Origin of the sequence: Polynucleobacter hallstattensis (assembly GCF_018881835.1) — a bacterium.
GTDB lineage: Bacteria > Pseudomonadota > Gammaproteobacteria > Burkholderiales > Burkholderiaceae > Polynucleobacter > Polynucleobacter hallstattensis.
On the sequence record NZ_JACVPO010000001.1, the window covers coordinates 326,427 to 338,695 of the forward strand.

Below are 12,269 nucleotides of genomic sequence, written 5' to 3' on the forward strand. Positions count from 1 at the left end.
CTTGAGGTATTTTTAAGTCAATTCAAGGAAAAAAATGGGTGTTTATCCATTATCCTCCGAGATACAGGTTCACATCTTGATTGAGCCAATAACAGTGAACTCACCATTTATTCATGATTTTTCACCAAGCCCTTCGCCGCGAACTCAGTTTTACGACTGGTGGTGTTTTTTTGGTCCTGGTTACCATCATGATTACCACTCTGGTTATCCGAATTCTGGGCTTTGCAGCCAATGGTGCCGTCAATCCAGAGGATGCACTCGTCCTCATTGCGCTGGCCACTCTTGGCTATATGGCCGTACTTTTGACAGTCTCCCTCTTTGTGGCCGTTCTGATGGTGCTAGTGCGTTGGTACAAAGATTCAGAAATGATTGTTTGGTTTGCTAGCGGCCTGAGTATTGCCAGCCTCATTCGACCCATACTGCGCTTTGCAACGCCGCTGATTGTCATCATTTCCCTTTTAGCCCTCTTTGTTTGGCCTTGGGCTAATCGCGAATCCACCATCATCAGCCAGCGCTTTCAGCAACGAAGTGATGTCTCTATGGTTGCTGCAGGCCAGTTTAGAGAGTCAGCCAAAGCCGAGCGCGTATTTTTTATTGAAGAGTTGGATGTTGATAAAAGCGAAGTGAAAAACATCTTTGCCGCAGAAACCAAAAATGGTCGCCTGAGTGTTGCCGTTGCCTCCACTGGATTTATTGAGAATGCAAAGGGTGGCGGTAAATCCATAGTGTTAAATAATGGCCGCCGCTACGAAGGAGTTCCAACGCAGCCTGATTTTAGGATTCTGGAGTTCGCCCAATACAGCACCAACATCCAAAACAAGAGCGCGCTCGATCCAGCGCCGCGTGATCGTGAAAAATCGGTATCTGAGTTGTTAAATGACCCCAATGCGGCCGCTGCTAATCCTAATCATGCTGAATTACTTTGGAGAATTGGTCTGCCTCTAATGGCACTCGGACTAGTGCTAATCGCCATTCCGCTTGCCTATGTCAATCCAAGGCTAGGTAATTACACGGCAATGTTTTATGCGGTATTGATTTACCTTATTTATAGCAACCTCTTAAACCTCACGCAAAACTTTGTATCGCAAGGCAAGGTAAATGTTTTGGTGGCGGCTTGGCCTATACATGCCCTCGCTTTTGGCATCGCTTTTTTACTCATTCGCAATCGCATCAACCCGTCTCTGAAGTGGTGGCGACGTCAACTACCCTCGTTCTTGGCCAATAGATGAAATATCTGTTTCCCTATATCTTTGAACGCTATTTAGCCAGGCAAATTTATGCCGCCTTTGGTTTCATCCTATTTGCCTTAGTCACACTGTTCTTATTTTTTGACATCCTGAGTGAGCTTGGCACAGTTAAAGGTCAATACACCTTGCCACTAGCCTTGCTACATGTTTTATTAAAAGCACCAAGCCGCATTTCTGAAATCATTCCCATCGCTGGTTTGATTGGAAGCATCTATGTATTTGCGATGCTGGCAAGCCAATCTGAGTTCACCATCTTACGTATTGCGGGATTGGATATGCGCAGGGGCTTAAGCACCCTAGCGAAGATTTCATTACCTTTAATTATTGTGACGCTCGTGATGAGTGAGTGGCTTGGGCCTTACACCGAAAACCTATCTGATCAAATTCGCATGAAGGCTTTGGGCTCATCCTATAGCTCGCAATTTAAAACTGGGGTGTGGGTTAAAGATCGCTTACGTGATGAGGATGGTAGTGGGCCAATTAGGCCAGGAGTTCGCTATGTCAACGTTGGTAAGATTGAGCGGGATAACGAAATCAAGAATATCCGCATGTATGAGTTTGATGATGCCTATCGCCTGCTCTCTATTAGAAGTGCCGTATCCGGACGCTTTGATCAAACTGGAACTTGGATTCTGGATGACGTCACCGAAACTCGCTTTAAGGAAACAAAACAAGCGGATCCCCTAAACCCAGTCTATTCAGCGCAAACTTTTGTTCACCCGATCATCAGTCTAAATTCTGAAGTCACTCCACAAATTTTGAGCGTACTTTTAGTCAGCCCAGAAAAAATGTCGATCTTTAGTTTGGGTCGCTTCATTTCTCACTTAACAGACAACAAACAAGATGCGCAAAGGCACTCCATTGCTTTTTGGAAAAAAGTAATTTATCCATTTACGATTTTTGTCATGCTGGCACTGGCCCTGCCATTTGCTTACCTAAAGGTTCGGGCAGGCAGCGTTGGCATCAAGGTATTTGGCGGCATCATGCTGGGTATGAGTTTCCAGCTTTTCAACTCCCTCTTCTCAAATGTGGGGCTTTTAGGATCATGGCCAGCGTTGCTAACTGCCCTCACACCCCCATTGGTGTATTTCATTTTGGCAATAGTGGGTTTGCGCTGGGTATCTAGAGCTTAATACCTCAAAATCATATAGAATTTGATTCCTATATCGCAGTCGATATAAAGAATGGAATCCCTATGAATCTGCATCAATTTCGATTTGTGCGTGAAGCTGTAAGACAGAACTTTAACCTCACCTCGGCCGCCAAGGCACTCTTTACCTCTCAGCCCGGGGTTTCCAAAGCCATTATTGAGCTGGAAGATGAGCTTGGCGTAGAAATATTCCGACGCCACGGCAAGCGCATTCGCTCCCTCACCGAACCCGGCAAGCGCATCCTGATTTCAATTGAGCGCGTTTTGGATGAAGTGGAAACTCTAAGAAGGGTTGGTAAAGACTTTGCTAGCCAAGATCAAGGTAACTTTGTGATTGCTACCACCCACACTCAGGCTCGTTATGCCTTGCCTAAGGTGCTGACTGAATTCACAAAACGCTTTCCTAAGGTACGGGTAAGTATTCAGCAAGGCAGTCCAGGTCAAATTGCGGAGCTGCTCATTCATGATCGCGCTGATATCGCAATCGCCACCGAAGGGATTGCCAACACCCCAGGCGTGCTGGCACTTCCAGGCTACCAGTGGCAACACGTCGTCATGGTGCCATTGAGCCACCCGCTCCTCAATCAATCTACGATCACCCTAGAAGAAATTGCGAAGTACCCGCTAATTACCTACGACAAAGCATTTGCAGGTCGAAGCAAGATTGATGCCGCTTTTGCACAACGCAATCTCAGTCCCGATATTATTTTGGAGGCGATTGATGCAGACGTCATTAAGACCTATGTAGAAACAGGGATGGGCGTAGGAATTGTTGCTGGCTTGGCCTACGATGCAGATCGAGATCGTAACCTCAAAGTCATTCCGGTTAGCCATCTATTTGGCAGCAATGTAACGCATCTGGGTGTAAAGCAAGGCGCCTATTTACGCTCTTTCGTGTACACCTTCATTGAACTATTCTCACCCACGCTCACCAAGAAAATCGTTGAGCAGGCCATGAACAGTGAATCCGAAACCTACGAAATTTAAACTTCAAATAAACACACACTACTTCGTGCTACTCTTTGACTTATAAATTGACATACTTTTTTCGCAAAACTAATTGAGCCTTTATGAAAAATCACCCGACATCGAACCTTAAGAAATATGCCTTCCTTTTAATGCTGGCGGTATCAAGCATCGGTTTTGCACAGACGCCGTATCCAAACAAGACTATCAAACTTATCGTGCCTTTCCCACCAGGCGGATTGATCGATAACGTTGCCCGTTTAATTACACCAGCGCTCTCAACCGATCTTGGGCAAACCATTGTTGTGGAGAATAAGCCGGGTGCAGGAGGTAATCTCGGTGCCGCAGAGGTTGCAAAAGCCATTCCAGATGGATATACCTTGTTGATGGCGTCTCCTCCGCTTTCCATTAGTCCGGCACTTTACAAAAATCTCCCCTACAACCCAAGCAGCATCGAACCGATTGCTATTTTTGGGCAACTACCGAACGTGTTGCTTGTTAATCCAGACTCCGGCATCAATTCAGTAGCTGAATTAGTCAAGCGCGCAAAAGAGTCTCCAGGGAAGATGAATTACGGCTCCAATGGCAATGGCACCTCCCTAAATCTGAGCGCAGAGATGCTAAAGAGTCAAGCAGGTATTTATGTTGTTCACATCCCATATCGAGGATCATCTTTAGCGAATGTGGCACTAGTGTCTAAAGATATCGACTTTATGTTTGATAATCTTCCGCCAGCCCTTGGATTAATTAAAAGCGGAAAGTTAAAGGCGCTTGCTGTGACCAGCACCAGCAGAAATCCTGCGCTCCCACAAGTTCCGACAATGCAAGAGGCAGGCTTTCCTAACTTCCAGGTAACAGCCTATTTTGGCATCGCTGCACCCAAGGGTGTGCCGACAGATATTGCTGTGAAATTACAAAATAGTATTCAAAAAACAGTGGCTCAAAAAGAAGTAGTTGACTCACTCTCTAGACTTGGAGCTACGGTCGATTTCATGAATTCAGCAAAGTCAGCTGAATTTATTAAGGCTGATGCCCAAAGATGGAAAAAGGTGGTTGATTACGCCAAAATTGAATTAGATTAATTTAATTCACTTTAAGCAACTACCAGTGGACTGCAAATGCGGTCCGCAATTCATTTAACTGCACATCTGTAAGTGGATTAATCGCGCTTTTTTTCAAGAAAAAAAGTTTTGCTGTCTCTTCCAGTTCTTCTAGAGTAGCCATGGCAGAGGTAGGCGAACTATTCCAAACATACGGACCCAAACGTGACAGCATACAAGCGCGCAAAGGCGTCCCAGCTTCCCCATAAGATGCAATTGCCCTCTCTACAAATTCAATAGTTTTGGTAGAGCCGGGGCTAGCATAAGGAATGCAGGGCACATGCCCTACTTTCATCACAAAATAGGGTGTGATCGCAGGCAATAACTCGGCACGTGGTTCAACATCCGCACAGGGCTGAGATTCCAGTGTCAAGGCTACACAATGGGTGCTATGCGTGTGAATAATGCAAGATATATCAGCATCAAATAATCTTGCTTTACTGTAAATAGCAGAGTGCAAGGCCATCGTCTTGCTGGCTTTATCCCCACTAACTTGGCGCCCCTGTATATCGATCTTCGACAATCGAGCAGGGTCCAGAAAACCAAGGCAAGCATCTGTGGGTGTAATTAAAAATCCATCCTGAAGGCGAACACTAATATTGCCTGCAGTAGCATGAACGTAGGATCGATCAAATAAGCTTTTACCAATCCTGCAAATTTCTTCTCTAGCGATTTGTTCGGTCATCTTAGTTTTCACAATTTCAAGAAAGCATTTGTAAAAAACTCTGGCGCGCCAAAGTTTCCGGACTTCAATGCAAGATGCAGCGGTTGATTCCGAGCCACTGCGTAGCACCAAGGGACACCAGGATCAATTTGGAGACCAATCTGCATTTGATCGATACCCAAGGCCTTTACACATGCACCTGAGGTCTCCCCTCCAGCAACTAGCAATTGCCCAACGCCCAGATCAATCAAACCTTGAGCAACTAAACCTAAAAGATTTTCTACGGCACTTCCCGCTTCTTGAATCCCCAACAGTGATTGCACTGTTTTTACTTTTTCAGGACTTGCAGATGAGTAAATTAAGACGGGACCTAAGGAGAGGTGTGCTTTTGCCCAAGCTAAGATTTCTTTGAGCAATTGCTCTGTAGACTTCTGATTAAGTACAAGTGGATCAACGGCAAAAGTGGCTCCGCCTAAATTTTTGAAATGATCAACCTGAAGATTGGTAGTCTGTGAACAACTACCCGAAATAATTGCCCGATATCCGCTAGCAGGCGGAAGCTTGCTAGAACCTGGATGCGCGTCAATACCAAAGTTAGCGGGCAGTCCAACGGCAATACCAGAGCCCCCAGTAATGAGAGGCAAATCTTTTAGTGTTGGCGCAATGCGATATAAATCATCATTGGTAACTGCATCCACAATTGCAATTTGAGTATTTGATGATTTCAAGTGGGTCATTTTCAAGGAGATTGCTTCGGCACCAGCAAGAACGTCTTGGTATTCGATTAATCCAACTCGATGGTTGCATTGAGCCTGCATCACCCTGACTAAATTTGCATCCGTCATTGGAGTCAAAGGATGATCACGCATCCCAGACTCACTTAAAAGCTGGTTCCCAACAAATAAATAACCCTTAAAGACACTCCGCCCGTTATCCGGGAAAGCCGGGGTTGCAATCGTAAAGTCAGTCCCTAAGGCTGCCATCAGCGCCTCTGTTACCGGACCAATATTTCCCTTGGGGGTACTGTCAAACGTAGAGCAATATTTAAAGAAGATCTGCTGCGCTCCTTGTGCAAGTAGATACTCCAACGCCTCTAATGATTGAGCTACTGCATCCTCAGGCTCAAGATTTCGAGATTTGAGCGCTACTACAACTGCATCTAAATCAGCATTTAAACCACACTGTGGAATGCCAATGGCTTGCGCAACACGCATTCCATTTCGCACCAGGTTATTAGCCAAATCGGTGGCGCCTGTAAAGTCATCCGCAATGCACCCTAACAAAATACTCACTGTGATGCTTTCGGTAACTCGATACCAGGGAAAATTTTAATGACAGCGCTATCATCTTCCTTCGCAAAACCAGCGGTCGATGCCTGCATAAACATTTGGTGCGCAGTCGATGAAAGCGGCAAGGGAAACTTACTAGCACGAGCCATATCCAGAACAATCCCCAAATCCTTAACAAATATATCCACCGCAGATAAAGGCTCATAGTTAGCTGCCAGCACATGTGCCATGCGATTCTCAAACATCCAGCTATTACCAGCACTATGGGTAATCACCTCGTAGAGTGCATTTGCATCCACGCCCTCTCGCAAACCTAGCGCCATCGCCTCGGCAGCAGCTGCAATATGAACGCCTGCAAGAAGCTGATTAATAACTTTCACCTTGCTGCCAATACCTGCCTTATCGCCTAAACGATAAACAGTCCCTGACATTGCATCAAGGATAGGATTAGCTAGCTGATAAGCGGTGGCATTGGCAGAAGTCATCATTGTCATTTCACCAGAGGCAGCTTTTGCCGCTCCACCAGATATGGGGGCGTCGACATACAAAATATCTTTTTCAGCGAGACGGGACTCAAATGCAATCGAAATATTCGGATCTACTGTAGAGCACATCACGAAAACACTTTGGGGCTTTAATGAATTGACCAAGCCAGGACTTGTTGACGAGCCGAACAAAACTTCTTCAGTTTGAGCGGCATTCACCACCACTGAAACAACTACGTCACAAATTGAGCCGAGTTCTTCAATGGAATTACAGGAAGTACCTCCAGCATCACAAAACCGACGAGCAACATCTGAACGCACATCAAATACGTATAAGTCAAAACCCGCCCTACGGAGAGATGAGGCCATGCCAGAACCCATTGCACCCAGGCCGATTAATCCTACTTTTTTCATTATTTAATCTCGTTTAGTTTATTTTTTATGCTTGAGAGAAGCTTTTAATGGCAATAATCATAGCAAAGGCAGCCTAAGCACCTAATTGGACTGGGCTTAGAAATAAAAAGAGGGGAGATGGTGCCCCGGGGCGGACTTGAACCGCCACGCCTTGCGGCACCGGATTTTGAGTCCGGCACGTCTACCAATTCCATCACCGGGGCAGGTGTTTGCAGTGGAAATACTGCATTGAAGCTTACTAAGAGGTGAGAGTGTAACAAAAAAGTTGTAGGACCCCGATTCTTAGCCTCAGAAGACCTTAAAATAGGTTCTTCAAGCCACATTACTCAAAAGGACTTACCCGTATGGCCGGCCATTCGAAATGGGCCAACATTCAGCACCGCAAAGGACGTCAAGACGAAAAGCGCGGGAAGATTTGGACCAAACTCATTAAAGAAATTACGGTTGCAGCTAAATTAGGTGGTGGCGATATCGCTACAAATCCCCGTTTGCGCCTTGCGATCGACAAGGCTAAAGATGCCAATATGCCTAATGACAATGTGCAACGGGCAATTCAGCGCGGTACCGGTTCCCTGGAAGGCGTTAACTACGAAGAAATTCGTTACGAAGGTTACGGCCTTAATGGGGCTGCCATCATTGTTGATTGCTTAACCGATAACCGCACCCGCACTGTTGCTGAAGTACGTCATGCATTTGCAAAAAATGGTGGCAATATGGGCGCCGAAGGTTCGGTTGCCTTTATGTTCAAACACTGCGGTCAGATGTTGTTTGCGCCAGGCACCAACGAAGACCAACTCATGGAGATCGCGCTAGATGCTGGCGCAGAAGATGTCATCACTCATGATGATGGTTCATTTGAGGTACTCACCCCAGTGCCTGAATTTCCTAAGGTACAGGATGCACTTCACCAAGCGGGCTTAAAAGCAGAACTAGCAACAGTGACAATGCGCCCTGAAACTGAAACTGAACTCGAAGGTGATCAAGCAGAGAGCATGCAAAAACTATTAGATGCGCTTGAGAACTTGGATGATGTTCAAGAAGTATTTACGAACGCCTCTTTGTAATCGGCCAGCTTTTTAACACTAATTATTAATACATCTTTTAGCCCTTTATGAAAATTCTTTTAATTGGTTCTGGTGGTCGTGAACATGCATTGGCATGGAAGCTAGCGCAATCTCCACAAGTTCAAACCGTATATGTAGCCCCGGGCAATGGCGGTACGGCCACTGCAAAACAAAATGCAGCCGGCATTCAAAACCTACCGATCTCAGACCTTCAAGAATTGGCGGACTTTGCTAAACGTGAAAAGATTCACCTCACCGTAGTGGGCCCTGAGGCGCCATTGGCTGCCGGTATTGTGGATGTATTTCGCAACAATGGCTTGCGCATCTTTGGACCTACTCAGTTAGCAGCCCAATTAGAGTCTTCCAAAGATTTCTCTAAAGCATTTATGAAACGCCATGGTATCCCAACAGCGGAGTATCAGACTTTTTCAAATGCATTAGAGGCTCACGCTTACATTAATGCTAAGGGCGCGCCCATCGTTATTAAGGCGGATGGTCTGGCTGCAGGCAAAGGTGTAGTTGTGGCAATGAATTTAGATGAAGCTCATGCAGCTGTCGACATGATGCTGGCTGATAACAAACTGGGGAATGCTGGCGCACGCGTAGTCATTGAAGAATTTCTGACTGGTGAAGAAGCGAGCTTTATTGTTCTTGTTGATGGAAAACATGTTTTAGCTTTAGCAACTAGCCAAGATCACAAGCGCCTGCTCGATGCTGATCAAGGCCCCAATACTGGTGGCATGGGGGCTTACTCCCCTGCTCCAGTGGTTACCCCAGAAATTCATGCACGCGCCTTACGCGAAGTCATCATGCCGACAGTTAAAGGCATGGAGGCTGATGGCATTCCATATACTGGCTTCCTCTATGCGGGTCTCATGATTTCCCCCGATGGGAAGATTAAGACTTTAGAATTTAATTGCCGTATGGGCGATCCAGAAACACAGCCAATCATGGCTCGCCTGCGGAGCGATCTCGTAAACGCACTTGATCATGCTATTGACGGCACACTCAATGAGGTGGAGCTGGAGTGGGATCGTCGTACCGCTCTAGGCGTGGTATTGGCAGCTCACAATTATCCCGATACTCCGCGTAATGGCGATGTCATTACGGGCATCCCTGCTGATACTGAAGATCAATTCACCTTTCATGCTGGCACAAAGTTACAGGATGAGAAGCTCGTCACCTCGGGTGGTCGTGTGATGTGCGTCGTGGGTCTATCGGATACCGTTCGCGGTGCGCAACAAAAAGCCTATGAAGCGATTGCTCAGATCCAATTCGATGGCATGCAATATCGCAAAGATATTGGCTATCGGGCAGTGAAATAACTCTAACTACGAAGGACTTTTCATCCTTGTCATCTACTGAACAGACTCAAATTAATATTGCAGAACTAGAATCTTATTTTTTAGGTCTGCAAGATCGCATCACTACTGCAATGAGTACGCTCGACGGCAAAGCCTTTGTGGTGGATGCTTGGGAAAAGCCTGAAGATAGCAAGCTGCGGGGTTATGGACGTACTTGTACTTTAGATAGCGGCAATATATTAGAAAAAGGTGGCGTGGGCTTTTCTCATGTTCGCGGGGATCAAATGCCTCCTTCAGCATCACACCATCGCCCAGAAGTCGCTGGACGTAGTTTTGAAGCCATGGGCGTTTCTTTGGTCTTTCACCCAAACAATCCCAAGGTGCCAACCACCCATATGAATGTGCGTTGCTTTATCGCGCAAGCTCCCGATAAAGAGCCCGTTTGGTGGTTTGGAGGCGGCTTTGATCTTACCCCCTACTATGGCGTTGATGAGGACTGTAAACACTTTCATCAAACCGCTAAAGATGCTTTAGACCCGTTTGGCAAAGAGCTGCATCCTAAATTCAAAAAATGGTGTGATGAATATTTTTATCTTAAGCATCGTGAAGAGCCCCGCGGTATTGGTGGCGTGTTCTTTGACGACTTCAATGAACTGGGTTTTGAGCAGAGCTTTGCCATGACGCGTGCAGTTGGCGATGCATTTATTGAAGCTTACTTGCCGATTGTGGAGCGTCGTTATCAAGACAGCTTCACCTCAGAAGAAAAAGCATTTCAAGAATACCGTCGTGGACGTTATGTGGAGTACAACCTATTATTTGACCGAGGCACCATTTTTGGCCTGCACTCTGGCGGGCGCACAGAGTCTATTTTGATGTCTATGCCACCCGTAGTGCAGTGGTGGTACAACTGGCAGCCAAAACCAGGGACACCAGAAGCAAAGCTTTACGACTACTACCTTAAGCCACGCGACTGGCTTGCCTAAATGATCTCAGAACATTTGGTTACCCTAAAAAAAATTGGCATTCTAGGCGGTACGTTTGACCCACCCCATCTTGGTCACCTCAAACTGGCCATGCATTTTGCAAAGCTTCTGCACCTTGACACTCTGCTCCTCATCCCCAGTGGCGAGCCTTGGCAAAAAAGTTCTGGCATCACGCCAGCGGAAATTCGCCTTGAGCTCACTGAAGCGGCGTGCGCTGATTTAGCCAGGGCACTTCTGTATCTAAAAATACCAACTCAAATTGGGGTTGATCGCATCGAAATTGATCGTGCAGGTCCAAGCTATGCGATCGATACAGCCAAAGCCCTGAGAGATCGTTTTGGGCCTCAGGTCAACTTAACTTGGCTAATGGGAGCAGACTCTTTTATTAATCTTCCTTCCTGGAGGTCTTGGGATCAATTATTGGGCCTAGTAAATTTCGCGGTTGTTAGCAGGCCCAACCATGAACTGTCTACCCAAATCAGCCCTGAAATTAAGGCTTTATTAGAAAAGCATCAATGTATTGATGCAAATGCCATTGAAAAAAGTCTGTTTGGACGCATCTACTTAGATAACAGTCTATCGGTTGACCTTTCCTCTACCGAACTTCGAAATCAACTTAAAAGCGCATCTCGTGAGGAAATTGCATTTAAGCAGATTCCCGCTCACGCTTTAGAAATCATTACAAATTTAGGTCTGTACAAGTAATCAGGCTAAGATCACCCTTATATACAAAAATCTCAGAAAAATATTAAATAAACTATGGAATTAACTAAATTACAACGTGTCGTGATCGACGCCCTGGAAGATGTCAAAGCACAAGATATTCGCGTTTATGACACCACTAAACTCAGCGAGTTATTTGATCGCGTAATCATTGCCACCGGTACCTCCAACCGCCAGACTAGATCGTTGGCCATGTCAGTTAAAGAAGCTGTGAACGCTAAAGGCGGAGAAGTGATCTCCGTTGAAGGCTTGGAGACTGGTGAATGGGTACTCGTCGATTGCGGCGATATCGTGGTTCATATTTTGCAACCTGCACTGCGCGCTTATTACCAATTGGAAGGTATGTGGGGTGCTAAGCCAGTTCGCGTCAAATTGGCAGCGGACAAGGGTCTTGTGAAGGCAAGCGAACCCGACGACGAAGAGTAATGCTTTAGCAATGCGTTTAACGATTGTTTCTGTTGGCCACAAAATGCCAGAATGGGTTGCAACTGCAACCCATGATTACATTAAGCGCATGCCCGCAGATTGCAGCATTGAAATTAAAGAGATCAAGCCTGATCTCAGTCCAGCCAAAGAGGCCGTCAAAATTGCAGCGGCTATTCCGAAAGGCTCTCGGGTGATTGCACTGGATGAGCGTGGCAAAGATCAGACCACGCAAAATCTAGCTACCCAGTTAGCAGGCTGGCGACAGGAAGGTTTTGATATTACCTTTTTGATTGGTGGTGCTGATGGACTCGATCCCAGCCTCAAAGAGAATGCTCAAGCGATGTGGCGCCTCTCAAGCCTAACGTTACCCCATGCTATGGCTAGAGTCTTGTTAGTTGAGCAACTCTATCGAGCTTGGACTATTTTGCAAGGTCACCCCTATCACCGCGAGTAA

General features: G+C 46.2%; 12 protein-coding genes, 1 tRNA gene and 1 pseudogene. 10 read left to right on the forward strand and 4 right to left on the reverse strand.

The window, feature by feature from the left end:
- The first annotated feature begins 113 nt into the window (after positions 1–113).
- From lptF to ICN26_RS01675, 4 genes are all read left to right on the forward strand, one after another.
- Positions 114–1,229 carry an LPS export ABC transporter permease LptF gene (gene lptF, locus ICN26_RS01660; RefSeq protein WP_216266339.1) on the forward strand — a complete coding sequence of 372 codons (1,116 nt, stop codon included), beginning with the start codon at positions 114–116 and terminating at the stop codon, positions 1,227–1,229.
- Positions 1,226–2,380, forward strand: a complete 1,155-nt coding sequence (gene lptG, locus ICN26_RS01665) for an LPS export ABC transporter permease LptG (RefSeq protein WP_216266341.1) — start codon at positions 1,226–1,228, stop codon at positions 2,378–2,380. The genes lptF and lptG overlap by 4 nt, the downstream gene beginning before the upstream one ends.
- A gap of 62 nt (positions 2,381–2,442) precedes the next feature.
- Positions 2,443–3,384 carry a CysB family HTH-type transcriptional regulator gene (locus tag ICN26_RS01670; RefSeq protein WP_216266343.1) on the forward strand — a complete coding sequence of 314 codons (942 nt, stop codon included), beginning with the start codon at positions 2,443–2,445 and terminating at the stop codon, positions 3,382–3,384.
- Between the two features lie 83 nt (positions 3,385–3,467).
- Positions 3,468–4,445, forward strand: a complete 978-nt coding sequence (locus tag ICN26_RS01675; RefSeq protein WP_216266345.1) for a Bug family tripartite tricarboxylate transporter substrate binding protein — start codon at positions 3,468–3,470, stop codon at positions 4,443–4,445.
- Between the two features lie 19 nt (positions 4,446–4,464).
- On the opposite strand, the gene ICN26_RS01680 is transcribed toward ICN26_RS01675, so the two are convergent.
- From ICN26_RS01680 to ICN26_RS01695, 4 genes are all read right to left on the reverse strand, one after another.
- On the reverse strand, positions 4,465–5,148 hold the full coding sequence (locus ICN26_RS01680) for a class II aldolase/adducin family protein (RefSeq protein ID WP_216266347.1): 684 nt from the start codon (positions 5,146–5,148) through the stop codon (positions 4,465–4,467).
- Between the two features lie 8 nt (positions 5,149–5,156).
- Complete coding sequence (gene otnK, locus ICN26_RS01685; protein WP_216267616.1) at positions 5,157–6,425, reverse strand: 3-oxo-tetronate kinase; 1,269 nt, start codon at positions 6,423–6,425, stop codon at positions 5,157–5,159.
- Positions 6,416–7,315 (reverse strand): L-threonate dehydrogenase, encoded by a 900-nt coding sequence (gene ltnD / locus ICN26_RS01690; RefSeq protein WP_216266350.1) that lies wholly within the window; start codon positions 7,313–7,315, stop codon positions 6,416–6,418. The genes otnK and ltnD overlap by 10 nt, the downstream gene beginning before the upstream one ends.
- A 118-nt stretch (positions 7,316–7,433) precedes the next feature.
- Positions 7,434–7,518, reverse strand: a tRNA-Leu gene (locus ICN26_RS01695).
- Positions 7,519–7,659: 141 nt separating this feature from the next.
- On the opposite strand from ICN26_RS01695, the gene ICN26_RS01700 reads away from it, so the two are divergent.
- The 6 genes and pseudogenes from ICN26_RS01700 (at position 7,660) to rlmH (ending at position 12,269) form a co-directional block, all read left to right on the forward strand.
- A complete protein-coding gene (locus ICN26_RS01700) occupies positions 7,660–8,379 on the forward strand; it encodes a YebC/PmpR family DNA-binding transcriptional regulator (protein ID WP_216266352.1) in 720 nt (239 codons plus the stop codon).
- A gap of 47 nt (positions 8,380–8,426) precedes the next feature.
- Positions 8,427–9,704: a phosphoribosylamine--glycine ligase gene (gene purD, locus ICN26_RS01705; RefSeq protein WP_216266354.1), complete on the forward strand. Its 1,278-nt coding sequence runs from the start codon at positions 8,427–8,429 to the stop codon at positions 9,702–9,704.
- Between the two features lie 50 nt (positions 9,705–9,754).
- Positions 9,755–10,666, forward strand: coding sequence for an oxygen-dependent coproporphyrinogen oxidase (hemF, locus tag ICN26_RS01710; protein WP_216267617.1), 912 nt, complete (start codon positions 9,755–9,757; stop codon positions 10,664–10,666).
- Complete coding sequence (nadD, locus tag ICN26_RS01715; protein WP_216266356.1) at positions 10,667–11,371, forward strand: nicotinate (nicotinamide) nucleotide adenylyltransferase; 705 nt, start codon at positions 10,667–10,669, stop codon at positions 11,369–11,371.
- Between the two features lie 54 nt (positions 11,372–11,425).
- Positions 11,426–11,812: pseudogene (gene rsfS / locus ICN26_RS01720) on the forward strand (ribosome silencing factor); the annotation flags it as partial.
- 13 nt (positions 11,813–11,825) lie between these two features.
- Positions 11,826–12,269 (forward strand): 23S rRNA (pseudouridine(1915)-N(3))-methyltransferase RlmH, encoded by a 444-nt coding sequence (gene rlmH / locus ICN26_RS01725; RefSeq protein WP_215356126.1) that lies wholly within the window; start codon positions 11,826–11,828, stop codon positions 12,267–12,269.